Raw genomic sequence first — 22,994 nt, 5'->3', positions numbered from 1 at the left:
GCGCGCGACATGAGCCACGAACATCTCGCCTATGTGCTGCGCCTCGCCGATAACGCGCTGATTCTCGGCCAGCGCAACGCCGAATGGTGCAGCCACGGCCCGGCGCTCGAGGAAGACATCGCGCTCGCGAATATCAGCCTCGATTTGATCGGTCAGGCGCGTCTTCTGTACTCGCACGCGGCGGCGCTGGAAGCCGCGCTCACCGGCGCGCAGAAGACCGAAGACGACTACGCGTACTTCCGCACGGAGCGCGAATTCGCGAACTACACGCTCGTCGAGCTGCCGCATTTCGGCCCGCTCGCGGGCACGGCGCGCGCCGAACGCGACTACGCGGTGACCATCGTGCGCAACTTCCTGTACTGCGCGTTCATGGCGCACGTGTGGACGGCGCTTCAGGCATCGACGGATGCGCAACTCGCGGCAATCGCGGCGAAGTCGATCAAGGAAACGCGCTATCACGTGCATCACGCGCGTGACTGGCTCGTGCGCTTCGGCGACGGCACGGAGCAATCGCATCGGCGCGCGCAGGCGGCGCTCGACTATCTGATGCCGTACACGCGCGAATTCTTCCACGCCGACGCCATCGAGCGCGCGGTCGCGGAAGCCGGCATCGCGCCGCTCGCGAACGATTTCGAGGCCGTCTGGCGCGACGATGTGCGCGCCGCGCTCGACGAAGCGACGCTGCAATCGCCCGCCGAAGTCAGGCACGTGAGCACCGGCAAGCTCGGCGAGCATTCCGAGCACATGGGCTATCTGCTCGCGGAAATGCAAAGCCTCGCACGGCAGCATCCGGGCGCGAGCTGGTGATGATGGACGCCGCCATCGAACGCGCGTGGTCCGTACTGGAAGCGGTGCCCGATCCCGAGATTCCGGTCGTGTCGATCCGCGAACTCGGCATTCTGCGCGACGTGCGCCGCGGCGCGGACGGCGCGCTCGAAGTCGTCATCACGCCGACGTACTCCGGTTGCCCGGCGATGTCGCAAATCGCGGAGGACGTCGCGAACGCCATCGAGCGCGCGCAGCTCGGCGCGCATCGCATCGAGACGGTGCTCGCGCCCGCGTGGACCACCGACTGGATCACCGACGAAGCGCGCGACAAGCTGCGCCGCTACGGGATCGCGCCGCCGACGGGCGCGTGCGCCAGCGCCGTGCAACCGATCCGCTTCGTGCCGCGCAAGCCGGAAGTCGTCGCCTGTCCGCGCTGCGGCTCGGCGCATACGGAAAGGCTCGCGCAATTCGGTTCGACGGCGTGCAAGGCGCTCTATCGCTGTCTCGATTGCCGCGAGCCGTTCGATTACTTCAAGCCGTACTGAACTCCACGACACGACCATCATGGCGACTCCGCAATTTCATCCGCTGCGCATCCGCGACGTTCGCCCCGAAACCGCCGACGCGGTCACCGTTTCGTTCGACGTGCCGCCCGAACTGCGCGACGCATTTCGCTTCACGCAGGGCCAGTTCGTGACGTTGAAGACGCATATCGACGGCGAGGAGACGCGCCGCTCGTATTCCATTTGCGTCGGCGTGACCGACTACGACCGCGACGGCGAATTGCGCATCGGCATCAAGCGCGTGCGCGGCGGGCGCTTCTCGAACTTCGCGTTCGACACGCTGAAGCCCGGCCATGAAATCGACGTGATGACGCCCGACGGCCGTTTCTACACGCACCTGAACGCCGATCACGCGAAGCATTACGTCGCGTTCTCGGGCGGCTCGGGCATCACGCCGGTGCTGGCCATCATCAAGACGACGCTCGACATGGAGCCGACGAGCCGCTTCACGCTGGTCTACGGCAACCGCAGCGTCGACACGATCATGTTCGCCGAGGAACTCGAAGACCTGAAGAATCGCTACATGAGCCGGTTTTCGCTGTATCACGTTCTGTCCGACGATTTGCAGGATGTCGAGCTTTTCAACGGCGTGCTCGATCAGGCGAAGTGCAACGCGTTTCTCGACACACTGCTGCCGCCCGGCGACATCGACGAAGCCTTTATTTGCGGTCCCGCGCCGATGATGGACGCCGCCGAAGCCGCGCTGAAGCACGCGGGCGTCGCGCCAGAGCGCATTCACGTCGAGCGCTTCGGCTCGCCGCTGCCGCAGGCGGGCGCGCCGGCCATCGAGATCACGGAGAACACGCCCGCGGCGGATCTCGAACTCGTCATCGACGGCAAGCGGCGCAAGCTGCGTCTGCCGTACGAAGGCGTGAGCGTGCTGGACGTCGGGCTGAAGGCGGGGCTTGCGCTGCCGTATGCGTGCAAGGGCGGCGTCTGCTGCACCTGCCGCGCGAAGGTGCTCGAAGGCAAGGTGACGATGGACAAGAACTACACGCTGGAGCAGCACGAAATCGACGACGGTTTCGTGCTGACTTGCCAGTGTCATCCGGTGAGCGAGCGCGTCGTCGTGAGCTTCGACGAGCGCTAGTTCAGCGGCCGATCCCACACCGGCGCGCATCGCGATTGGCTAAACTGAGAGTCGCTCCTTCGAGCGTTCTTCGTCCTTTTGTCCTCCGGCAAGCCGATATCGATGAATACGATTCACGTCACCAATGGCGACTGCGCAGCCGACGCCCTCACGCACGCGCTGCGGCTCGCCGAGCGCGATGAGCAGGTCATCGCCCTGCGCGACGATCTCGCGGTCGGGCCGCTGCGCGATATCGACGAAGCGCCGATTGGCCGCGCGGCGTTCTGGCGTCAGGTGCTGACCACGACCGCCGATCTCGAGGACGAACTCGACGCGCAGCACGCCCTGCTTGCGCGGCTCGCGCGCGGCGACGGGCAAGTCGTCGTGTGGCACGGACAGAGTGCGGCGGATCAGCTCACGCTGCGCCGCGTCGCCTATCACCTGCGCAATGCGCCGCAGCGCCTGAACGAAGCGAAGCTCACGTTCGACGACTTCTCCATCGCCGCGCCCGACGCGCAGCCGGAGGGCGTGCGCAGGCCGGATCGCGCGACCGCCGCCGGCATGTTTTCGCCGAGGCAACTGCTCGCGAAGCTGCCGAGCGCCGCGCCCATTTCGGTGCTGCGCATCAGCCGGCTCGCGCTGGAGTGGCAGGAAGCGAAGCATTCGAATGCCGAAAACCGGCGCCTGCGCGACAACATGCTCGTGTCCGCAACGTGGCTCGATGTCGACGAGGCGCTGCTCGACATCGCCACCGCCGAGTGGCAACCGGCGCGGCGCATCGCCGCCGGCGCGATGGCGCGGAGCTTCGACTTCCTCGTGAGCGACAGCATCGCGTTCTGGCGCTGCCGGGAACTGGTGACGGCGGGCCGCCTTAAAATACGCGGCACGCCGTCGGAAATGGCGGATGCCGAATTGCGACGCTAATTCAATGAGCCGAAAAGAACGCTGCCGACCACATGGCCCGTACCAAAGCGCCTGACCACGAAACACAACGCGAACAGATTCTCGAACTCGCCGCCGCGAAATTCGCGCAAACCAGCTACCCGAGCACGTCGATGGCCGATCTCGCCGCCGCGAGCGGCACGTCGAAAGCGCGCCTCTATCACTACTACGAGAGCAAGGAAGCGATTCTCTTCGATCTGCTCGACCGCTACACGAAGCGGCTCATGCTAATCATCGCGGAGGTCGAAGGCGCGAGCCAGCGGCGCGGGCTCGGCGAGCGCGAGGCGTTTGCGGAACTCGTGCGCGCGTTTCTCGCGGAGTACGAGACGTCGCACAGCCGGCATGTCGCGCTTCTGAACGACGTCAAATATCTCGAAGACGCGCAGCGCGAAATCGTCCTCGACCGGCAGCGCGACATCGTCGCGGCGTTCGCTCGTCAGTTGGCGCGCGCGTATCCGCAGCGCGTCAACAAGCAAAACCAGACCGCGCTCACGATGATGGTCTTCGGCATGATCAACTGGACGTTCACCTGGCTCAAGCCGGGCGGAAAGCTCGGCTACCGCGAGTTTGGCGAGCAGGTCGTCGGGATGATCGAGCATGGACTCGCCGGTGCATGACGTCTTTGCTGCACTGCGACGAAATGCTCCGCCGCTTGCAAGCTCTTGATTTGTCAGCGAATAAAAAAACAGACGACCGTTTAGAAGTCGCCCTCGGCACTGTTTTAAGGGTTTTCCCGTACTCGTTTTTCCTAAAGCGGATAAAATTCGTTTTGCTTTGCAGCATGAACGAACGTACAGGAGAAACCGTGGAACTGACTTTCAATCGCAACGCCGAGCAGATCGTCGCAAGTGAGCGCCCGCTGCCGGATGCCGCGCGCTTGCCGGTTCTGGTCCGCGAACTCTCGTCTGCGGACCGCGAGCGCCTGCTCACCCACTTCCTCGCGCTCGATGAAGACGACCGCCTTCTGCGCTTCGGCCAGATCGTGCCGGATCATGTCATCGAGAACTACGTGCGCAGCCTGAACTTCACGAACGACACCGTGTTCGGCGTGTTCGGCGCGTCGCTGGAATTGCTGGGCGTCGGGCACCTGGCGTATCTGCCGGCCGATGGCGACAAGCGCACCGCCGAATTCGGCGTCTCGGTCCTCGAAAGCGCGCGCGGACGCGGCATCGGCACGCGGCTTTTCGAGCGCGCCGCCATGCGCAGCCGCAATACGCACGTCTCGGTGCTTTACATGCACTGCCTGTCGCGCAACAAGACCATGATGCACATCGCGCGAAAGTCGGGGATGAAGATCGAATACGCATACGGCGAGGCCGACGCATATCTGTCGCTGACGCCGGCGGATCAGACGAGCATCGTCTCCGAGATGCTTCAGGAACAAGCGGCCGTGTTCGACTACGCGATCAAGCGTCAGGCGCATCGCGCATCGCAAGTCTTTCAGGCGTTCATGCCGACGGTCGATGCCGCCTGAATCCGCGCCGCGGCAGGCAGCAAGGTAAAAAAAGGGCGGCTCCGAACGAGCCGCCCTTTTCCGTTCCGGCTTCCGATCAACGCAGCGGCAGCGCCGTCGTTTCCTTGATGCGCTCGAGTGAAAAGCTCGAGCGAACGTCGATCACCGAAGGATGATGCAGCAGCTGATCCTGCACGAAGCGCGAAAAGTGCTCCATGTCGCGCACCTGAACGCGCAGGAGAAAATCCATCTCGCCGGTCATCGCGTCGCAGGCGACGACTTCCGGCCATGAGCGCACAGCCTCGCGAAAGAGATCGCCGTGCGTCGGCGGATTCGGCGTCCCCACCGCCACCGGCATCCCGCCGCGCTTTTCCAGCCGCACGTTGACGTAGGCCAGCAGGCCGAGCCCGAGCTTCTTCGCGTCGAGCAGCGCGACGTAGCCGCGAATCACGCCGGTTTCTTCAAGCCGCCGGATGCGCCGCAAACACGGGCTCGGCGACAGGCTCACGCGATCCGCAATCTCCTGATTCGACAATCGGCCATTCTCCTGGAGGATCGCGAGAATGCGCCTATCTATCGTGTCCAACTCCGGCTGGGGCATCTTCGGTCTCCACGTCGTCCCGGTGTAGCAGTTTCGTGCGCAATATTAGAAACCGGCGATTTGTTTCGCAAGTTTTTGTCGCCGCTCTCTGGCTAGACTTTCCTCACGTCGCGACAAAGCGTCCCACATTCAGGAGACTCACATGACGCCTCAAACTTGGGAGAACCCCGTCGGCACGGACGGCTTCGAATTCATCGAACACACGGCGCCCGATCCGGTTGCGCTCGGCAAGCTCTTCGAGCAGATGGGCTTCACCGCCATTGCGCGGCATCGGCACAAGAACGTGACGCTGTATCGTCAGGGCGAGATCAATTTCATCGTCAACGCGGAGCCGGATTCCTTCGCGCAACGTTTCGCGCGCCTGCACGGGCCGTCGATTTGCGCGATCGCGTTTCGCGTGGCGGATGCCGCGCAAGCCTATAAGCGCGCGCTGGAACTGGGCGCGTGGGGCTTCGACAACAGGACCGGCCCGATGGAGCTGAATATTCCCGCGATCAAGGGCATCGGCGATTCGCTGATCTATTTCGTCGATCGCTGGCGCGGCAAGAACGGCGCGGAGCCGGGCAGCATCGGCGACATCAGCATCTACGACGTCGACTTCGAGCCGATTCCCGGCGCGAACCCGAACCCGGTCGGGCACGGACTCACGTATATCGATCACCTCACGCACAACGTGCATCGCGGCCGGATGATCGAATGGGCAGAGTTCTACGAGCGCCTCTTCAACTTCCGCGAAGTGCGCTATTTCGACATCGAAGGCAAGGTGACGGCGGTGAAGTCCAAGGCGATGACGTCGCCGTGCGGCAAGATCCGCATTCCGATCAACGAGGAAGGTTCGGAGAACGCCGGCCAGATTCAGGAATATCTCGACGCGTATCGCGGAGAAGGCATTCAGCACATCGCGCTCGGCACGGACAACATCTACGGCACCGTGGACGGCCTGCGCGCGTCGAACATCGCGCTGCTCGATACCATCGACACGTATTACGAGCTAGTGGACCGGCGCGTGGCGAATCACGGCGAATCGGTCGCGGAACTGAAGAAGCGCAAGATTCTGATCGACGGCGTGCACGACGAAATCCTGCTGCAGATCTTCACGGAGAACCAGATCGGGCCGATCTTCTTCGAGATCATCCAGCGCAAGGGGAATCAGGGCTTCGGCGAGGGCAATTTCAAGGCGCTGTTCGAATCCATCGAACTGGATCAAATGCGGCGCGGCGTGCTGAAGGACACCAGCGCGAGCTGATCGCCCGCGTGGGCAAAAAAAGGGACATGGACCGCGAGGTTCATGTCCCTTTTGCCTTTTAAGCGAACGGATCAGGCGTTGCCGTCGCTGCCGCGTTCGGAATCGTCGCGATCGCCGCTGCGCGTCTGGCATTCGGCACGCGCACTTGCGTAATGTGCTGGACGGACGTCGCCGCGAGCGGCGAAGCATTCGCGCGCGCGCCGCCCACCGGCGCGCTGATCGCGAAAAATGCGGCCGAAACCATTAGAAAATTCTGGATGTGGCGTTGCTTCATTGTTTTCTCCTTCTGACTGCGTGTGTACGGCACCGGGCATTTCCGCACGTCGTGAAGCGCGCGCAGAACGGCCCAAGCGCCCGGTTAGACAGGAGTGAGGTCGAGGGTTCCGCGCATCGGTCACATTTACACCCTGTAACAAACGACTCGCGGCAGCGCGCATCGCTTCAACGTTTTGACGCAAATCCCGGTTAAGTGAGGACTTTTTAACGGGTTTGTCCCACTGTCTCCAGGGCGCGGGCATCGGCAAACTTGAAGTCCCGGCCTGCGCGTTCACAAGACGTCAACGGCCCGAAACATGCTTTGGCGATCCCAAACTCGGGTGGAGGAGCACACAGAATGAACGCCCCGCTAGACGCAGAACAAAGAGCTTCGCTAGAAGCCGCGCTGAAATCCGTCACACTCGACGACAAATACACCCTCGAACGCGGCCGCGCGTACATGAGCGGCATCCAGGCGCTGGTTCGCCTGCCGATGCTCCAGCAAGAGCGCGACAAAGCCGCCGGTCTCAACACGGCCGGATTCATCTCCGGCTATCGCGGCTCTCCCCTCGGCGGACTCGACCAGTCGCTCTGGAAGGCGAAGAAGCATCTCGCCGGGCATCAGGTCGTGTTCCAGCCGGGCGTCAACGAAGACCTCGCGGCCACCGCCGTCTGGGGCTCGCAACAGGTCAACCTGTACCCGAGCGCCAAATACGACGGCGTTTTCTCGATGTGGTACGGCAAAGGCCCCGGCGTCGACCGCTCGGGCGATGTCTTCAAGCACGGCAATTCGGCGGGATCAGCTGCGCACGGCGGCGTGCTCGTGCTCGCCGGCGACGATCACGCCGCGAAGTCGTCGACGCTCGCGCATCAGTCCGAGCACATCTTCAAGGCGTGCGGACTGCCGGTGCTGTTTCCGTCGAACGTGCAGGAATATCTCGATTTCGGGCTGCACGGCTGGGCGATGAGCCGCTACTCCGGCCTCTGGGTCGCGATGAAATGCGTGACGGACGTGGTGGAATCGTCGGCGTCGGTGGATATCGACCCGCATCGCACGGAAATCGTGATCCCGACCGATTTCGCGATGCCCGAAGGCGGGCTCAACATCCGCTGGCCCGATCCGCCGCTCGTTCAGGAAGCGCGTCTGCTCGACTACAAGTGGTACGCGGCGCTCGCCTACGTGCGCGCGAATAAGCTCGACCGCATCGACATCGATTCGCCGCACGCGCGCTTCGGCATCATGACGGGCGGCAAGGCGTATCTCGACGTGCGTCAGGCGCTGACCGACCTCGGTCTCGACGATGAAACCTGCGCGCAGATCGGCATTCGCCTCTACAAGGTCGGCTGCGTGTGGCCGCTCGAAGCGCAAGGCGCGCAGGCGTTCGCGCGCGGGCTGGACGAGATTCTCGTCGTCGAAGAGAAGCGCCAGATTCTCGAATACGCGATCAAGGAAGAGCTGTACAACTGGCCGGATGCGCAGCGTCCGCGCGTCTTCGGCAAATTCGACGAAAAGGACGGCGCGGGCGGCGAATGGTCCGTGCCGATGGGCAACTGGCTTCTGCCCGCGCACTATGAGCTGTCGCCCGCGATCATCGCGAAGGCGATCGCCGCGCGGCTCGCCAAGTTCGACTTGCCCGCCGACGTTCGCGCGCGCATCGCGGCGCGCATCGCCGTGATCGAGGCGAAGGAAAAAGCGCTCGCGCGGCCGCGCGTCGAAGCGGAGCGCAAGCCGTGGTTCTGCTCGGGCTGCCCGCACAACACGTCGACGAACGTGCCGGAAGGATCGCGCGCGATGGCGGGCATCGGCTGCCATTACATGACGGTCTGGATGGACCGCAACACGAGCACGTTCAGTCAGATGGGCGGCGAAGGCGTCGCCTGGGTCGGTCAGGCGCCGTTCACGAACGACAAGCACGTCTTCGCCAATCTCGGTGACGGCACGTACTTCCATTCCGGCCTCATCGCGATTCGCGCGGCTATCGCGGCGAAGGTGAACATCACCTACAAGATTCTGTACAACGATGCGGTCGCGATGACCGGCGGCCAGCCCGTCGACGGCGTGCTGACCGTGCCGCAGATCACGCATCAGCTGGCGGCGGAAGGCGCGGCGAAGCTCGTCGTCGTCACGGATCAGCCGGAGAAGTACACGCCGGATGTCGGGCTCGCGCCGGGCATCGAAGTGCATCATCGCGACGAACTCGACGACATTCAGCGCCAGTTGCGCGAGATTCCCGGCACCACGATCCTGATCTACGACCAGACCTGCGCGACCGAGAAGCGCCGCCGCAGGAAGCGCGGCGCGTTTCCCGATCCGGCGAAGCGCGTGGTCATCAACGAAGCGGTGTGCGAAGGCTGCGGCGATTGCTCGGTGAAGTCCAATTGCCTGTCCGTCGAGCCGCTCGACACCGAGTACGGCACGAAGCGGCAGATCAATCAGTCGACGTGCAACAAGGACTATTCCTGCGTGAACGGTTTCTGCCCGAGCTTCGTGACGGTGGAAGGCGGTCAGTTGAAGAAGCCGAAGGCGACGAGCGTTGCCGGCGATGCGATGCCGTCCGTTCCCACGCCGGAATTGCCTGACATCGAGCGGCCGTATGGCGTGCTCGTGACGGGCGTCGGCGGAACGGGCGTCGTGACGATCGGCGCGTTGCTCGGCATGGCGGCGCATCTGGAGCAAAAAGGCGTGACCGTGCTCGACGTGACCGGCCTCGCGCAGAAAGGCGGCGCCGTGATGAGCCACGTTCAGATCGCGAATCGCCCCGCCGACATTCACGCGACGCGCATCGCGATGGGCGAAGCGGATCTCGTCATCGGCTGCGATGCGCTTGTCACCGCGAGCGACGAGTGCGGTTCGCGCATGCAGCCGGGGCATACGCGCGTGGTCGTCAACAGCGCGCAGACGCCGACCGCCGCGTTCATCAAGGACCCGAACTGGCGCTTTCCGGGCGCGAGCGCGGAAGCCGATATCCGCGCGGCGGCGGGCGAGCACGTCGCGCTCGTCGATGCAAACCGCTTCGCGGTCGCGCTGATGGGCGATGCGATCTATACGAATCCGTTCGTGCTCGGATACGCGTGGCAAAAAGGCTGGGTGCCGCTGCGCCACGAATCGCTGGTTCGCGCGATCGAGTTGAATGCCGTGCAGGTCGAAAAGAATCTGGCCGCGTTCGAATGGGGACGCCGCGCGGCGCACGATTTGTCCGCCGTGACGCGTCTTGCGCAGGGAACGCAGACGCCGGACACCGCCGCACCGAGCAAGGTCATTACGCTGCATACGCCCAAGGCGCTCGATGCGCTAATCGACAAGCGGCTCGACTATCTCGCGAAGTATCAGAACGCCGCGTATGCGGCGCGTTATGGACGGCTCGTCGCCGATGTGCGCGCGGCGGAGGCGGCGCTTGGCGGCAGCGATTATCTGCTCACCGAAGCGGTCGCGAGAAATCTGCACAAGCTGATGGCTTATAAGGACGAGTATGAAGTCGCGCGTCTATATGCCGATCCCGCGTTTCTCGAGAAAGTGAAGAGCAGTTTCGAAGGCGATTGGAAGATCAAGTTCCATCTCGCGCCGCCTGCTTTGTCGAAGAAGGATTCGCACGGCCATTTGGTCAAGAAGCAATTCGGACCGTGGATGATGCCGGCGATGCGCGTACTCGCGCGATTGAAGTTCCTGCGCGGGACGGCGCTCGATCCATTCGGCAAAACCGGCGAGCGGAAAATGGAGCGCGCCTTGATCGGCGAATATGAAGCGCTCGTGAAAGAGTTGATCGCCGGATTGACGATGCAGAAACTGCCGCTGGCTGTCGAACTGGCGGGCCTGCCGGATTCGATGCGGGGGTATGGGCATATCAAGGAGAACAACGTCAAGGCGGCGAAGGTCAAGTGGGAAAGGTTATTGGCGCGATGGCGCGATCGCGAAGGCGCGCCGAAGCGGCAAGTGGCCTGAAGAATCTCTGCTCAACGCAGAAGCGGTCCGCGAAAGTGGACCGCTTTTTTTATCGCGGGATTCAAGCCGGGTACGGCGCTTAAGGAATGCGGTAGCTTCCCGTCTTTTTCCCGACGTAGTTATACGTGCCTTTGTCGGAAGGCAACGCGAGCACTTGCTGCCAGTCGAAGTGGCCTTCGATGCCCTTGTATTTCCCGGTGCCTGATCCGAGCGTTCCCTTTCCAGTGGTGGAACCGCCCTGATAAGTGAACGCTTCGACGAATTTGTCGCCGTCCTTGTCCGAATAAACGCAGTATCCCGTCGCCGTGCCCGCGCTGAAGCCCGCCTCGACACAACGCGCGGTGACGTTCTGCATGAGCGGCGCCTTGCTGTTGTTCGTCATCAGAAGCGTGGATTCGAAGAGATATACGGCGTCGTCACCGCTCACGCTGATGTTTCGGACATCCGCTCCGGATGCCGTGTACGTGGCTTCGATTTGCCCTTGTTTGGGAAGCGTCTGTCCCCATCCGGCCGATGCCGCGAACAGGCCGGCGACTGTTGCCGCTACCGACACGATGGAGTGCTTTCCTGAACGGCTGAAGCTGCCCATGACGGACCTCCGATTTTCTTTCCTACTGGAGAATATTTCGGATTACCAAAGACAAAAGACGCGCATCGACGTTCCTGATGAATGGCTTTCAGACGTGCTTTCAATTTCTTTTTATAGAAGCTCCATACTGAAAGGTCCAGTGCTTCGTTCGAATGCCAATGCATTGCGCGCCGATACACGAACGTGCGAAAAAAAACGGCGGTCCAGTTTCCCGGACCGCCGTTTCAAAACTAAAGAGAACTTTACTTCGCCTTCTTCACACTGGCATTAGCGCTCGCCACCGCCGTCATATTGATAATCCGCCGCACCGTAGCCGCCGGCGTCAGAATATGCACCGGCTTCGAAGCGCCCAGCAAGAACGGCCCGACGGTCACGCCTTCCCCGCTCACCATCTTGAGCAGGTTGTACGTGATATTCGCCGCTTCGACGTTCGGCATGATGAGCAGGTTGGCTTCGCCCGTGAGTGACGTGCCAGGGTACGCCGCTTTACGCACCGCTTCCGACAAAGCCGCATCGCCGTGCATTTCGCCGTCCACTTCGAGATTCGGCGCGCGTTCCGCAATCAGCTTGCGCGCTTCGGCCATTCGCTTGCTCGATGCGCTCGGCACACTGCCGAAATTGGAGTTCGACACCAGCGCAACCTTCGGCTGAATGCCGAATCGCTCGATTTCACGCGCCGCGAGAATCGTCATATCGGCGAGTTGTTCGGGCGTCGGCACTTCGTTGACATACGTATCGCTGATAAAGAGATTGCGCCCTTGCAGCATCAGCAGATTCATTGCGGCGAAGTTTTGCGCGTCGTCGGACTTGCCGAGCACCTGATCGATGAACTTCAGATGATCCTGATACGTGTCGATCAGGCCGCAAATCATGCCGTCGGCGTCGCCCGTATGAATCAGAATCGCGCCGATCAGCGTGTTGAACTTGCGCAGCGCGGCCTTCGCGCTGTCCGGCGTCACACCCTGACGCGCCGCGATTTCGTGATACGCCTGCCAGCTTTGCTGATAACGCGGATCGTCCTCCGGATTCACGATCTCGAAATCGGCGCCCGGCTTCAGCTTCGAGCCCATCTTCTGCAAGCGCATTTCCACGACCGCCGGCCGCCCGATGATGATGGGCTTCGCGATCTTCTCCAGCAGCACGAACTGCGCGGCGCGCAGCACGCGCTCGTCCTCGCCTTCCGCGAACACGATGCGCGCGGGCGCGGCCTTCGCCGCCGCGAACACCGGACGCATCACCATGCCCGTGCGGTACACGGTTGCGCCGAGCGTCTCCCGATACGCATCCATGTCCTGAATCGGGCGCGTCGCGACGCCGGAATCCATCGCGGCCTGCGCGACGGCCGGCGCGATCTTGATGATGAGACGCGGATCGAACGGCTTCGGAATCAGATACTCCGGACCGAATTCGAGCGAATGGCCTTCGTAGGCCTTCGCGACTTCATCGCCCTGATCGGTTTCTTCCGCGAGTTCCGCGATCGCGCGCACGCACGCGAGCTTCATCTCCTCGGTGATCGTCGTCGCGCCCACGTCGAGCGCGCCGCGGAAGATGAACGGGAAGCACAGCACGTTGTTGACCTGATTCGGATAGTCCGAACGGCCCGTCGCGATGATGCAGTCCGGACGCACCTTCTTCGCCTCTTCCGGGCGGATTTCCGGCTCCGGATTCGCGAGCGCGAGGATGAGCGGCTTGTCGGCCATCGTCGCGACCATCTCCGGCTTCAGCACGCCGGCGCTCGAACAGCCGAGGAACACGTCGCAGCCGTGCATCGCGTCGCCGAGCGTGCGCGCATCGGTGCTTGCCTGATAGCGCTCCTTCGAGGCGTCGAGGTTGCCGCGCCCTTCGTAGATCACGCCCTTCGAATCGACGACGATCGTGTTCGACTTCTTCAGGCCCAGGTCGATGAGCAGGTCCAGACACGCGATTGCCGCCGCGCCCGCGCCCGAGCAGACGAGCTTCACGTTGTCGAGCGTCTTGCCGACCACTTTGAGGCCGTTGAGAATCGCCGCCGACGCGATGATCGCCGTGCCGTGTTGGTCGTCGTGGAAGACCGGAATCTTCATGCGCTCGCGCAGCTTCTTTTCGATGTAGAAGCATTCCGGCGCCTTGATGTCTTCGAGATTGATGCCGCCGAGCGTCGGCTCGAGCATCGCGATGGCATCGACGAGCTTGTCCGGGTCCGTCTCGTTCAGTTCGATGTCAAACACGTCGATGCCCGCGAACTTCTTGAAGAGACAGCCCTTGCCTTCCATCACCGGCTTGGCGGCGAGCGGGCCGATGTTGCCCAGGCCGAGCACGGCGGTGCCGTTCGTCACGACGCCGACGAGGTTCGCGCGCGACGTGTACTTCTGGGCGTCGAGCGGTTCGTCGTAGATGGCCATGCATGCGGCGGCGACGCCCGGCGAATACGCGAGCGACAGGTCGAGCTGGTTGGACAGGGGTTTGGTCGGCGTGACCGAGATCTTGCCGGGACGCGGATTCTGGTGGTACGCGAGGGCGCTTTGCTTGAGTTGTTCGTCCATGATTAGCCTGAGACGTGTAGAAATTATTTGAACAGGGTTCACAGCCTGCGACCGCTCAACATTGTGTGCGGGTGTGTGAATCGATGGACCAATGTTTTCAGTCGCCCGGCGCGTCGGATAGACGCAACGTGCCGCCCGGCAAGGATGACGCGGGCGGACGGAGGCTTTTATTTGGACGTTCAGTGTACACCGCATAGTTCAAATGGCGCGAAGCAGCATTTCGCGCGCACAGCGTTGGCGGGCGTGCGTTTCGTCGGATGAACGGCCGGCGGCGGCGCTTTATTGGAGGTCTGCGCCGCGCATCTCCGGAATGAGAAAGAGCGTGGCCAGGATATCGAGAAGATAAATCGACGCGAGAAAGGCGAGCGCCACCGCGAACGTATAACGCGCCGCCAGCGCGCCGACCACGACAGGTCCGAGCCCGCCGACCGCGCGCCCGATGTTGAACAGCACGTTCTGCGCGGTGGCGCGCGCTTCGGTCGGGTAGATCTCGGAGATGAGCGCGCCGTAGCCGCCGATCATGCCGTTGACGAACACGCCCATCACCGCGCCGCCGACGAGAAGGGCGGCCGGGCTCGTGAGGTTCGAATAGACGAAGACCATCGCGACGGCGCCGATCTGATAGACGAGGAACGCCGGCTTGCGTCCGAAGCGGTCGGCGGCCATGCCGAAGAGCCAGATGCCGAGCGCCATGCCGAGGACCGTCGCGGCGGTCCACACGCCTGACTTCGTGAGCGAATAGCCGAAGGTTTTCGACAAATAGCTCGGGAGCCAGATCATCAAGCCGTAGTAGCCGAAGTTCTGCACCGAACACAGCACGATCACGCCGAGGCTCGCACGCGCGGTGCGTGCGTCGTGAAAGAGGCGCCGCAGCGGCAGCCCGGGCGCGGTCGCGGTCGCGGCCGTGTTCAGACGGCGCTCGGTGAAAAGCGCCGGCTCCGCCACGCGCCGCCGCACGAAGAACGACACGACCGCCGGCATCAGGCCGACGGCGAACATGCCGCGCCAGCCGATCACCGGCAGAAGGAGCGGCGTGAGCAGCGCGGCGGCGAGCACGCCGAGCTGCCAGCCGAGCCCGACATATGACGACACGCGCGCCCGCTGATGCGCGGGCCACGCTTCCGCGACGAGCGCCATGCCGATGCCGAATTCCCCGCCCAGGCCGACGCCCGCCATCGTGCGGAACGCGAGCAGATCGCGATAGCCCTGCGCGAGCGCGCAGAGACCGGTGAAGACCGCGAAGAGGAGGATCGTCCACGTGAGCATGCGCACGCGTCCGAAATAGTCGGACAGCACACCGAAGACGACGCCGCCCGCGACCGCGCCCGCGAGCGTCCAGGTGACGAGCGAGCCGGCCTGCGCGGGCGTGAGGTGCAGATCGGCGGCGATCGCGGGCAGCATGAAGCCGAGAATCAGGAGGTCGAAGCCGTCCATCGCGTAGCCGAGTACCGATGCGGCGAGCGCATGCATCGCGTGGCGCGGGGACGATGCGCGGGAATCGGCGGCGGGGCGGGAAGCAAGTGTCATGGGAGGCAGCGGATCGGAGGCAGCAAATCGGAGGGCGCCGGCAGTGTACTGGCGAGAGCCGGGCGCCCACAACCGGAGACGCGCTGCGCGAACGCTCGCCCCGGCACGCGTGCTCGGGTAAAATTTTGGGTTAGCCGTGTATGGGATGACACCGGCGCTCGCGCGCCCAAGTCCCGTCGACACGCGCGCAGGCAGCGCGAAAAGCCCTCTTTCGAAGACGGCTCCTTTCGCGCCGGGTCATGCGCCAAGGGCCCTCGCGGCCGCCTCCCGCTTCTTCAAGCGCCACATCAGTCCAAGGATTCGCCCATGACAGGCAACGATCGCCAGACGATCTCCGACACCACCGCCAGGATGCTGCTGGAAGTTCAGGCCGTGCATTTCAACGCGGAAAAACCGTTCATCTTCACGTCCGGCTGGGCGAGTCCGGTGTATATCGACTGCCGCAAGCTGATTTCGTATCCGCGCGTGCGCCGGGGTCTCATGGAAATGGCCGAAGCGACCATCCTGCGCGATGTCGGCTACGAACAGATCGACGCCGTCGCTGGCGGCGAGACCGCGGGCATTCCGTTCGCCGCGTGGATCGCGGATCGCCTGATGGTGCCGATGCAGTATGTGCGCAAGAAGCCGAAGGGCTTCGGACGCAACGCGCAGATCGAAGGCCTGCTGACCGAAGGCCAGCGCGTGCTGCTCGTCGAAGACCTGACCACGGACAGCCGCAGCAAGATCAACTTCATCAACGCGCTGCGCACGGCCGGCGCGACGGTGAACCACTGCTTCGTGCTGTTCCACTACAACATCTTCAAGGAAAGCGTGTCGGTGCTGAAGGACATCGATGTCGAACTGCACGCGCTTGCCACGTGGTGGGACGTTTTGCGCGTCGCGAAGGAACAGGGCTATTTCGAAACGAAGACGCTCGACGAAGTCGAAAAATTCCTGCACGCGCCCGCCGAATGGTCCGCTGCGCACGGAGGCGCGACGGCGGCGCCGCAATAAAGCATTCGCTTTATTTCAGAGTATAAAAAAATGAAGCCGCTGATTTACGTCAGCGGCTTTATTTTTTGTGCGGGCCGATTAACAGCTACAGGGAAGTCGAATTGGGCAGCGGGGAATCGTCGAGTGAGCCGTCGCCCGAATACGCGGAGAGATTCATCAAGCCGTTGCTTTGCGCATATTGAAAAAGCTCCGAATCCCGTTCGATGCCGAGCTTGCGCATTGCGGTGTTCTTCTGCGTGCTGATGGTCTTGATACTGCGCCGCAATTGACCCGCGATTTCCGTAATGGTCATGCCGGAGACGAAGAGGCGCACCACTTCGAGTTCGCGCTTCGAAAGAATGACGCCGCGCTGCTGCCCCGTCGCGCCGATAGCCATGCTGTCGAGCGCCGCCTTCACCGACGGCCCGAAGTATTCCTGGCCGCGCATGACGTGCTGGATGGCCCAGCCGATGTGATTCATGTCGTCCGCCTTGTTGATGATCGACATGACGCCCACTTCCCGCAATCGTTTGAGCAACGCGGGATTTTCGAGCATCGTCAGCACGACGAGGCGCACTTTCGGAAACTGCCGGCCGATATAGCCGAGCAGCGGCATGCCGTCTCCATACGAGCCGCCGGGCATGGCGAGGTCCGTCACGAGAACGTCGCACGGCGTTTTCTGGAGAAGCTGCACCAGTTCGGTGGACTGGCGCGCCTGCCCGACGACATCGACTTCCGGAAATCGGCTCAGCGCTTGTGCCGCGCCGAATAGAATTACTGGATGGTCGTCTGCAATGATGACTTGAATTCGCTGGCTCATTTATTCTTCCCCCAATTCGGTCGACTGAATGCCGCGCGAATCAACGTCAAATAGTTCATGTTCTGATCAACTGCGTCTGGAGTCCCGGCCTTCAGACGCGCTTTACATACCCAACGCGACTGAATTTGCGCCATAGGTTTAGTCCCAAGGATCAAGCTTTTAATGCTTTGTTGCAATGTTAAACTGCAACCTCCTACCAAGCGCATCACTGAGACAAAAAACATCGTTGCAGTCGTTGAAACGCTGCTATATGCGGGTCATCGACTGCCAGGAGTCAGCCATGCGCCTCGCATGCCGGATCGTGCGGTCGGGTAGTGCTGCTGTTCTGACGTTCGTCATCGCCGCCGCGCCCGGCGTCTTTGGCGTGCTCGCGGTTTCGCGCGTCGCGGCGGCGCAAAGCGGTTTCACCGTGTCGAGCGCGGACATCGCGCCGGGCAAGAGCATTAGCCGCGACTTGCTCTTCAACGAATCGGATTGCAAGGGCGGCAATCGTTCGCCGCAAATCGCCTGGCGCGGCGCGCCCGCGCAGACGCGCAGCTTCGCGGTGACGATCTTCGACCCCGACGCGCCCGGACGCGGCTGGTGGCACTGGGCCGTCGCGGGCATCCCGGCGGACGTCACGCACTTGGCCGCCAACGCGAGCGCATCGGGCGCGCTGCGCAAAATGGGCGCGGTCGAAGCGCGCAACGACTGGGACACCGAAGGTTACGGCGGCCCCTGCCCGCCGCCCGGCAAGCCGCATCGCTACATCCTGACCGTCTACGCGCTCGATGGCGATGATTTCCGCCTGCGCCAGGGCACGCCCGCGCTGATGTTTGAGCACGAAATTCGCACGATGGCACTCGCCACGGCGCAACTGACCTTCACCGTCGGGCGGTGAGCGGCGTCGCGACCGATTGTTTCGCTTTCTGCGTGCGTTGCCGCCGGTAAGCGCGAAATTGGCTTTGCTAGACTGGCCGGGTCCGTCCGCTGGTCGCGTCTTCCCTGACGAATGCGCGCACCGGCCGTTCCGCGCGCTCGTGCCGACGACCGCGGCCATCATGCGAATTCGCGTGCCGATGCATGTCCGCACATGCCGATGCACGCGCCGCCCGCGCGCGGCGAGAGGAAACCATGCCGAACATCATCATCGTCTATCACAGCGGCTACGGTCACACGAAGAAGGTGGCCGAGGCCGTCCTAGCCGGCGCAACCGACGCCGGCGCGGCTGCAAGGCTGCTGTCGGTCGGCGACCTCGACGAAACCGCCTGGGCCGATCTCGACGCCGCCGACGCCATCATCTTCGGCGCGCCGACGTACATGGGCGGGCCGTCCGCCGACTTCAAGAAATTCGCCGACGCGAGTTCCAAACCGTGGTTCGGGCAGAAGTGGAAAGACAAGCTCGCCGCGGGCTTCACGAATTCCGCGCACATGAACGGCGACAAGTTCCTGACCATCTCGTATTTCGTCACACTCGCGATGCAGCACGGCATGATCTGGGTCGGCGCGGGCATGATGCCATCGAACACGAAAGCGGCGACGCGCAACGACCTGAATTTCGTCGGCGGCTTCACGGGGCTGCTCACGCAGTCGCCCGCGGATGCATCGCCGGACGAAGCCCCGCCGCCCGGCGACCTGGAGACCGCGAGGACGTTCGGCGCGCGCATTGCCGCCGTCGCCGCGCGCTGGACGGAAAACCGCGCGCCCGCCGCGCCGTAACACGCGCCACGGTCATCGGCTCGCCCCGAAATCGCCTTAGAATGGCGGTTTTGAGGCGAGCGCAGGCGCGCGTCGGCCACGAACCAGCGAGATCGAGATGACCACGAAAGTATTTGTCGACGGACAGGAAGGCACGACCGGCCTCCGGATTTTCGAATACCTGTCGCAGCGCGGCGACGTCGAAGTGCTGCGCATCGACGAGGCGAAGCGCAAGGACGTCGAGGAACGCCGCCGGCTCATCAACGCGTCGGACGTCACGTTCCTGTGCCTGCCGGATGTCGCGTCGCGCGAGTCGGTGTCTCTCGTCGAGCCGGGCAACGATACGACTTGCGTGATCGATGCGAGCACCGCCTTTCGCACGCACGACGACTGGGCCTACGGTCTGCCGGAGCTTTCGCGCGCGCAGCGCGAGCGCCTGCGCACGGCGAAGCGCATCGCGGTGCCGGGCTGTCACGCGTCGGCGTTCGTGCTGTCGATGCAGCCGCTCGTCGCGGGCGGCCTGGTCCCGGCCGATTTCCACGCGCACGCGTACTCGATCACCGGCTACAGCGGCGGCGGCAAGAAGATGATCGCGGAATACGAAGCCGGCGGCGACGCGCGCCTCGCGAGTCCGCGCGCCTACGCGCTCAGCCTCACGCACAAGCATCTGCCGGAAATGTCGGTGCGCAGCGGACTGTCTCGCGCGCCGATTTTCACGCCGATCGTCGGGCCGTTTCTGAAAGGGCTTGCCGTGACGACGTACTTCTCGCCGGATCAGTTCGCGCGCGCGGCCAAGCCGCAGGACGTGCGGGCGATGCTCGCCGAGTACTACGCCAACGAACCGTTCGTGCGCGTGATGCCGTTCGACGCCGACAGCAACCTGGACAACGGTTTCTTCGACGTGCAAGCCTGCAACGACACAAACCGCGTGGATGTCTTCGTATTCGGCAACGACGAGCGCATCGTGACTGTCGCGCGGCTCGACAATCTGGGCAAAGGCGCGTCGGGCGCGGCGATTCAGTGCATGAATCTGGCGATTGGCGTGGACGAGGAAACCGGTCTCGCGCGCTGAGTTCACCAGCTGAGCTGGAGCGACTTCAAGCCGACCTGCGGGTCGGCTTTTTCATGCGCTGCAACATGAAATGCGCGGACGAAAAAAAGCCCGCCTGGAGTGGCGGGCTGAATCCATATCAGTGGAGACATGGAGGAGACAAGACCACTATAGCAAGAAAATTGGTGCATCGCAACAACACGGTTCAGGACTGCGTCATCGAGAGAATGAACTGAAGCTGGTCCGCCGAAATCGGCTTGACTAAGTGCATGTCGAAGCCGGCTTCCTGCGTCATCGCGTGATGCTGCGGCTGTCCCCAGCCGGTCAACGCGACGAGCAGCATCGCGGCGCCGTTCGGCATCTGCCGCAGCGCGCGGGCGGCGGCGAGACCGTCGACGAGCGGCATCCCGAGATCAAGGATCACCACTTCCGGCGCGAACTGGGCCGCCACTTCGACCGCTTGCGCGCCGTTCGCCGCGAGCGCCACTTCGTAGCCCATGCCGTTCAGGAGATGCGCGAGGCCGGCGAGCGCGTCGTCGTCGTCATCGGCTATCAGGATGCGCTTGGTCATGATGCCCTCACCGCGTTGCATGGATGTCGAGGCTCAGCTTGTTCGCGCCTGCCTGCGCAGCCGTGATCTCGGTGCGTGCGCCGCGGGATCCGACATAGAAGTGCTGGCGCGCGGGCGAGTTCTGGTCGTGCGTGGCGTCGGGCAAGCAGGACGCGATGTCCGCCGCGACGCCTTGCAGCGCGTCCGCGCCGGAGCCGCCGTGTGGCGTCCAGGTGCATTGGTAGCGGGCTTGGGATGCGGCGCAACGGGCGTCGTCGCCGTAGGGCAGCGCGATGGCGCGGCCATCGGTGGCCGTTAGCGACGAGAATATCGGCGATGCCGCGACGATGCGTTTGAGTGCATCGCAGGGGCTCGGCGTATCGTCGGCGCGAGCGGTGAGCGCGGTCGTCAGCACGCCGCAGCAAAGCGCGGCGAGCACGACTCTTTTCTTCGCAAGCATCGTGTCTCCTGTCGACCGCAGTTGGCGCTTTAGCGCCTTACTGCGGTCCCATGCAGAGCGGTCGACCGCACTTGGCGCTTTAGCGCCTTACTGCGGTCCCATGCAGAGCGGTCGACCGCAGTTGGCGCTTTAGCGCCTTACTGCGGTCCCATGCAGAGCGGTCGACCGCAGTTGGCGCTTTAGCGCCTTACTTCGGTCCCATGCAGGGCTGCCGACCAACAAGCCCCCAGCCGATAGCCCTCCACTCGTTCTTGTCGTTCGCCGCGAAAACATGAGACCGATGGACGATGCCCACTATCCGCCCGCCAACCGTCCACGTATGTTCGGAAGCGAATGAAGCACACGCAAGCCCGAGCAAACCGCGCACCCGTTCAGTCGGGCGTGTGAGCGCCGTCGCACATTGCGCGCCGTTGACCGCCGATCAGTGACGCAGCAACGCCATCATCGCGCCGAAACCGACGAACACGCCGCCCGTCAGCCGGTTGAACGCCCGCGCGACGGCCACGCTTCTCAGCCTGTCGCCGATGCGCGCGCCGAGGCCGCCATACATCGCGTAACACGCCACTTCGATGACCGCGAACGTCGATACGAGCATCGCGAACTGCGGCAGCACGGGCCGCGTCGCGTCGATGGATTCGGGCAGCAACGCGGCGGCGAAGAAAATGCCCTTCGGATTGCTGCCCGCGACGATAAAGCCGCTGCGAAAAAGCGCCCCGCGCGCGCCGCCGCTTCCATCGCGGGATTCGCACGATTCGACCGCGCTCGCCTTCGCGCGCCAGTTCGCGATGCCGAGCCAGACGAGATAGCCCGCGCCGACGAAGCGCAGCGCGTCGAAGAGGCGCGGCCACGCCTTGAGAAATACGCCCAGTCCCGCCGCCGACACCGCCATCATCAGCACCAGCGCGCAGACGGAGCCGGCCACCGTCGCGAACGCGCGGCGCATGCCGAAGCGCGCGCCGTGCGTCATGACGAGCAGCACGTTGGGACCGGGAATGATGGAAACGGCGAATACGGTCGCGGCGAAAAGCCACCAGACATGCAGATTCATTGCAGCATCGGACGGAAAAAGCGGAGCGGGATTATGCCGCGCCGCTCCCGGCCGAAGTCAACCGTTCATTGCCCCGCCCGCCGCGCCGCCGCCTGTCCGAGCACGGCGAAGTCCTTCTCGCCATCGCCGTGCGCGAGCGCATCGACGAGGTTGTCGCGCACGACGCTCGCCACCGGCAGCGGCACGTTCACCGCTTCGCCCGCGGCGATCGCGAGCCGCAAGTCCTTAAGTCCGAGGCGCGCCTTGAAGAGCGCGGGCTCGTAGCGGCGCTCCGCGATCATCTTGCCGTAGCCCTGATACACCGGCCCCGGAAACAGCGAATTCGCGATGACGTCGATGAACGCCTGCGCCTCGATGCCGTGTCCCCGGACGAGCGCCGCCGCCTCGCCGACGGTTTCGATCGCCGCGCCCAGCATGAAATTCGCCGCGAGCTTCAGCACGTTCGCATGCTGCGGCTGCTCGCCGACGCGCCACGTCTTCTGCCCGAGCGCATCGAGCACGGGCTGCACGCGGTCGATGTCCGCATCCGCGCCCGCCGCGAGAATGTTGAGCTTGCCCGCCGCCGCGACGTCCGGGCGGCCCAGCACCGGCGCGGCCACATACGCGACGCCATGCTGCGCGTGCAGCTCCGTCAACTCGGCGGCGAGCGCGACGGAGATCGTCGCCATGTTGACGTGCACGAGCCCCTTCGACGCGTGCTTCAGCAGCCCGCCGTCGATCAGCACGGAGCGCAGCGCGTTGTCGTCGGCGAGCATCGAGAACGCGGCGTCGCCGGCGAAGGCCTGCTCGGGCGTATCGACCACGGACGCGCCCTGATCCGCGAGCGCGCGCGTCTTGTCGCGCGAACGGTTCCACACGCGAACCGAGTGTCCCGCCTTCAGCGCGTTGCTCGCCATTGCGCTGCCCATTTCGCCCAATCCGATGAATCCGATATCCATGCC

Annotated in this window: 22 protein-coding genes; 12 read left to right on the top strand and 10 right to left on the bottom strand. The window is 63.8% G+C overall.

What is annotated here, in order from left to right; genetic code table 11:
• The first annotated feature begins 9 nt into the window (after positions 1-9).
• The 6 genes from paaC (at position 10) to LDZ27_RS01330 (ending at position 4,816) form a co-directional block, all read left to right on the top strand.
• The gene (gene paaC / locus LDZ27_RS01355; protein WP_244815001.1) at positions 10-807 is read left to right on the top strand and encodes a 1,2-phenylacetyl-CoA epoxidase subunit PaaC; all 798 of its coding nucleotides are present in this window, start codon (positions 10-12) and stop codon (positions 805-807) included.
• Positions 807-1,313, top strand: coding sequence for a 1,2-phenylacetyl-CoA epoxidase subunit PaaD (paaD, locus tag LDZ27_RS01350; RefSeq protein WP_244815000.1), 507 nt, complete (start codon positions 807-809; stop codon positions 1,311-1,313). Before paaC ends, paaD begins: the two co-directional genes overlap by 1 nt.
• Positions 1,314-1,332: 19 nt before the next feature.
• Entirely contained in the window at positions 1,333-2,421 is a 1,089-nt protein-coding gene (gene paaE / locus LDZ27_RS01345) for a 1,2-phenylacetyl-CoA epoxidase subunit PaaE (protein ID WP_244814999.1), read from the top strand.
• Positions 2,422-2,523: 102 nt separating this feature from the next.
• Positions 2,524-3,324, top strand: coding sequence for a DUF1835 domain-containing protein (locus LDZ27_RS01340; RefSeq protein ID WP_244814998.1), 801 nt, complete (start codon positions 2,524-2,526; stop codon positions 3,322-3,324).
• A 32-nt stretch (positions 3,325-3,356) separates the two neighbouring features.
• Entirely contained in the window at positions 3,357-3,959 is a 603-nt protein-coding gene (locus tag LDZ27_RS01335) for a TetR/AcrR family transcriptional regulator (protein ID WP_244814997.1), read from the top strand.
• A 188-nt stretch (positions 3,960-4,147) separates the two neighbouring features.
• Positions 4,148-4,816, top strand: a complete 669-nt coding sequence (locus tag LDZ27_RS01330) for a GNAT family N-acetyltransferase (protein WP_244814996.1) — start codon at positions 4,148-4,150, stop codon at positions 4,814-4,816.
• 76 nt (positions 4,817-4,892) lie between these two features.
• Here the strand turns inward: LDZ27_RS01330 and LDZ27_RS01325 are convergent, their stop codons facing one another.
• Positions 4,893-5,396 carry an Lrp/AsnC family transcriptional regulator gene (locus LDZ27_RS01325; RefSeq protein ID WP_244814995.1) on the bottom strand — a complete coding sequence of 168 codons (504 nt, stop codon included), beginning with the start codon at positions 5,394-5,396 and terminating at the stop codon, positions 4,893-4,895.
• 142 nt (positions 5,397-5,538) lie between these two features.
• On the opposite strand from LDZ27_RS01325, the gene hppD reads away from it, so the two are divergent.
• Positions 5,539-6,642, top strand: coding sequence for a 4-hydroxyphenylpyruvate dioxygenase (hppD, locus tag LDZ27_RS01320; RefSeq protein WP_244814994.1), 1,104 nt, complete (start codon positions 5,539-5,541; stop codon positions 6,640-6,642).
• Positions 6,643-6,700: 58 nt separating this feature from the next.
• On the opposite strand, the gene LDZ27_RS01315 is transcribed toward hppD, so the two are convergent.
• The gene (locus LDZ27_RS01315) at positions 6,701-6,916 is read right to left on the bottom strand and encodes a hypothetical protein (RefSeq protein ID WP_244814993.1); all 216 of its coding nucleotides are present in this window, start codon (positions 6,914-6,916) and stop codon (positions 6,701-6,703) included.
• 339 nt (positions 6,917-7,255) lie between these two features.
• Between LDZ27_RS01315 and LDZ27_RS01310 the strand changes: the two genes are divergently transcribed.
• Positions 7,256-10,837, top strand: a complete 3,582-nt coding sequence (locus LDZ27_RS01310) for an indolepyruvate ferredoxin oxidoreductase family protein (RefSeq protein ID WP_244814992.1) — start codon at positions 7,256-7,258, stop codon at positions 10,835-10,837.
• A gap of 79 nt (positions 10,838-10,916) precedes the next feature.
• On the opposite strand, the gene LDZ27_RS01305 is transcribed toward LDZ27_RS01310, so the two are convergent.
• The 3 genes from LDZ27_RS01305 to LDZ27_RS01295 form a co-directional block, all read right to left on the bottom strand.
• Complete coding sequence (locus LDZ27_RS01305) at positions 10,917-11,426, bottom strand: hypothetical protein (protein ID WP_244814991.1); 510 nt, start codon at positions 11,424-11,426, stop codon at positions 10,917-10,919.
• Positions 11,427-11,668: 242 nt separating this feature from the next.
• Complete coding sequence (locus LDZ27_RS01300; RefSeq protein WP_244814990.1) at positions 11,669-13,948, bottom strand: NADP-dependent malic enzyme; 2,280 nt, start codon at positions 13,946-13,948, stop codon at positions 11,669-11,671.
• 279 nt (positions 13,949-14,227) lie between these two features.
• On the bottom strand, positions 14,228-15,475 hold the full coding sequence (locus tag LDZ27_RS01295; RefSeq protein ID WP_244814989.1) for an MFS transporter: 1,248 nt from the start codon (positions 15,473-15,475) through the stop codon (positions 14,228-14,230).
• A 306-nt stretch (positions 15,476-15,781) separates the two neighbouring features.
• On the opposite strand from LDZ27_RS01295, the gene LDZ27_RS01290 reads away from it, so the two are divergent.
• Positions 15,782-16,468 carry an orotate phosphoribosyltransferase gene (locus LDZ27_RS01290; RefSeq protein ID WP_244814988.1) on the top strand — a complete coding sequence of 229 codons (687 nt, stop codon included), beginning with the start codon at positions 15,782-15,784 and terminating at the stop codon, positions 16,466-16,468.
• Between the two features lie 85 nt (positions 16,469-16,553).
• Here LDZ27_RS01290 and LDZ27_RS01285 read toward each other — a convergent pair whose 3' ends face one another.
• Positions 16,554-17,267: a response regulator gene (locus LDZ27_RS01285; RefSeq protein WP_244814987.1), complete on the bottom strand. Its 714-nt coding sequence runs from the start codon at positions 17,265-17,267 to the stop codon at positions 16,554-16,556.
• 280 nt (positions 17,268-17,547) lie between these two features.
• Between LDZ27_RS01285 and LDZ27_RS01280 the strand changes: the two genes are divergently transcribed.
• From LDZ27_RS01280 to argC, 3 genes are all read left to right on the top strand, one after another.
• Complete coding sequence (locus tag LDZ27_RS01280; protein WP_244814986.1) at positions 17,548-18,147, top strand: YbhB/YbcL family Raf kinase inhibitor-like protein; 600 nt, start codon at positions 17,548-17,550, stop codon at positions 18,145-18,147.
• 233 nt (positions 18,148-18,380) lie between these two features.
• Positions 18,381-18,965, top strand: a complete 585-nt coding sequence (locus LDZ27_RS01275) for a flavodoxin family protein (protein ID WP_244814985.1) — start codon at positions 18,381-18,383, stop codon at positions 18,963-18,965.
• 97 nt (positions 18,966-19,062) lie between these two features.
• Positions 19,063-20,016 carry an N-acetyl-gamma-glutamyl-phosphate reductase gene (argC, locus tag LDZ27_RS01270; RefSeq protein ID WP_244814984.1) on the top strand — a complete coding sequence of 318 codons (954 nt, stop codon included), beginning with the start codon at positions 19,063-19,065 and terminating at the stop codon, positions 20,014-20,016.
• Between the two features lie 184 nt (positions 20,017-20,200).
• On the opposite strand, the gene LDZ27_RS01265 is transcribed toward argC, so the two are convergent.
• The 4 genes from LDZ27_RS01265 to LDZ27_RS01250 form a co-directional block, all read right to left on the bottom strand.
• Complete coding sequence (locus LDZ27_RS01265; RefSeq protein WP_244814983.1) at positions 20,201-20,566, bottom strand: response regulator; 366 nt, start codon at positions 20,564-20,566, stop codon at positions 20,201-20,203.
• Positions 20,567-20,573: 7 nt separating this feature from the next.
• Positions 20,574-21,005, bottom strand: a complete 432-nt coding sequence (locus LDZ27_RS01260) for a hypothetical protein (protein ID WP_244814982.1) — start codon at positions 21,003-21,005, stop codon at positions 20,574-20,576.
• 421 nt (positions 21,006-21,426) lie between these two features.
• The gene (locus LDZ27_RS01255; RefSeq protein ID WP_244814981.1) at positions 21,427-22,053 is read right to left on the bottom strand and encodes a LysE family translocator; all 627 of its coding nucleotides are present in this window, start codon (positions 22,051-22,053) and stop codon (positions 21,427-21,429) included.
• 65 nt (positions 22,054-22,118) lie between these two features.
• On the bottom strand, positions 22,119-22,991 hold the full coding sequence (locus tag LDZ27_RS01250) for an NAD(P)-dependent oxidoreductase (RefSeq protein WP_244814980.1): 873 nt from the start codon (positions 22,989-22,991) through the stop codon (positions 22,119-22,121).
• Positions 22,992-22,994 lie beyond the last annotated feature (3 nt).

This window comes from Caballeronia sp. Lep1P3 (assembly GCF_022879595.1).
Lineage (GTDB): Bacteria > Pseudomonadota > Gammaproteobacteria > Burkholderiales > Burkholderiaceae > Caballeronia.
This window is presented reverse-complemented; position numbering and strand designations above follow the sequence as displayed.

Excerpts from the sequence above, each read along its gene's own strand:
- LDZ27_RS01300 (WP_244814990.1), bottom strand. The coding sequence starts at position 13,948 with ATGGACGAACAACTCAAGCAAAGCGCCCTCGCGTACCACCAGAATCCG.
- LDZ27_RS01315 (WP_244814993.1), bottom strand. The coding sequence starts at position 6,916 with ATGAAGCAACGCCACATCCAGAATTTTCTAATGGTTTCGGCCGCATTT.
- LDZ27_RS01260 (WP_244814982.1), bottom strand. The coding sequence starts at position 21,005 with ATGCTTGCGAAGAAAAGAGTCGTGCTCGCCGCGCTTTGCTGCGGCGTG.
- argC (WP_244814984.1), top strand. The coding sequence starts at position 19,063 with ATGACCACGAAAGTATTTGTCGACGGACAGGAAGGCACGACCGGCCTC.
- paaC (WP_244815001.1), top strand. The coding sequence starts at position 10 with ATGAGCCACGAACATCTCGCCTATGTGCTGCGCCTCGCCGATAACGCG.
- LDZ27_RS01310 (WP_244814992.1), top strand. The coding sequence starts at position 7,256 with ATGAACGCCCCGCTAGACGCAGAACAAAGAGCTTCGCTAGAAGCCGCG.
- paaD (WP_244815000.1), top strand. The coding sequence starts at position 807 with ATGATGGACGCCGCCATCGAACGCGCGTGGTCCGTACTGGAAGCGGTG.
- hppD (WP_244814994.1), top strand. The coding sequence starts at position 5,539 with ATGACGCCTCAAACTTGGGAGAACCCCGTCGGCACGGACGGCTTCGAA.
- paaE (WP_244814999.1), top strand. The coding sequence starts at position 1,333 with ATGGCGACTCCGCAATTTCATCCGCTGCGCATCCGCGACGTTCGCCCC.
- LDZ27_RS01275 (WP_244814985.1), top strand. The coding sequence starts at position 18,381 with ATGCCGAACATCATCATCGTCTATCACAGCGGCTACGGTCACACGAAG.
- LDZ27_RS01255 (WP_244814981.1), bottom strand. The coding sequence starts at position 22,053 with ATGAATCTGCATGTCTGGTGGCTTTTCGCCGCGACCGTATTCGCCGTT.
- LDZ27_RS01340 (WP_244814998.1), top strand. The coding sequence starts at position 2,524 with ATGAATACGATTCACGTCACCAATGGCGACTGCGCAGCCGACGCCCTC.
- LDZ27_RS01280 (WP_244814986.1), top strand. The coding sequence starts at position 17,548 with ATGCGCCTCGCATGCCGGATCGTGCGGTCGGGTAGTGCTGCTGTTCTG.
- LDZ27_RS01250 (WP_244814980.1), bottom strand. The coding sequence starts at position 22,991 with ATGGATATCGGATTCATCGGATTGGGCGAAATGGGCAGCGCAATGGCG.
- LDZ27_RS01325 (WP_244814995.1), bottom strand. The coding sequence starts at position 5,396 with ATGCCCCAGCCGGAGTTGGACACGATAGATAGGCGCATTCTCGCGATC.
- LDZ27_RS01285 (WP_244814987.1), bottom strand. The coding sequence starts at position 17,267 with ATGAGCCAGCGAATTCAAGTCATCATTGCAGACGACCATCCAGTAATT.
- LDZ27_RS01290 (WP_244814988.1), top strand. The coding sequence starts at position 15,782 with ATGACAGGCAACGATCGCCAGACGATCTCCGACACCACCGCCAGGATG.
- LDZ27_RS01305 (WP_244814991.1), bottom strand. The coding sequence starts at position 11,426 with ATGGGCAGCTTCAGCCGTTCAGGAAAGCACTCCATCGTGTCGGTAGCG.
- LDZ27_RS01265 (WP_244814983.1), bottom strand. The coding sequence starts at position 20,566 with ATGACCAAGCGCATCCTGATAGCCGATGACGACGACGACGCGCTCGCC.
- LDZ27_RS01295 (WP_244814989.1), bottom strand. The coding sequence starts at position 15,475 with ATGACACTTGCTTCCCGCCCCGCCGCCGATTCCCGCGCATCGTCCCCG.
- LDZ27_RS01335 (WP_244814997.1), top strand. The coding sequence starts at position 3,357 with ATGGCCCGTACCAAAGCGCCTGACCACGAAACACAACGCGAACAGATT.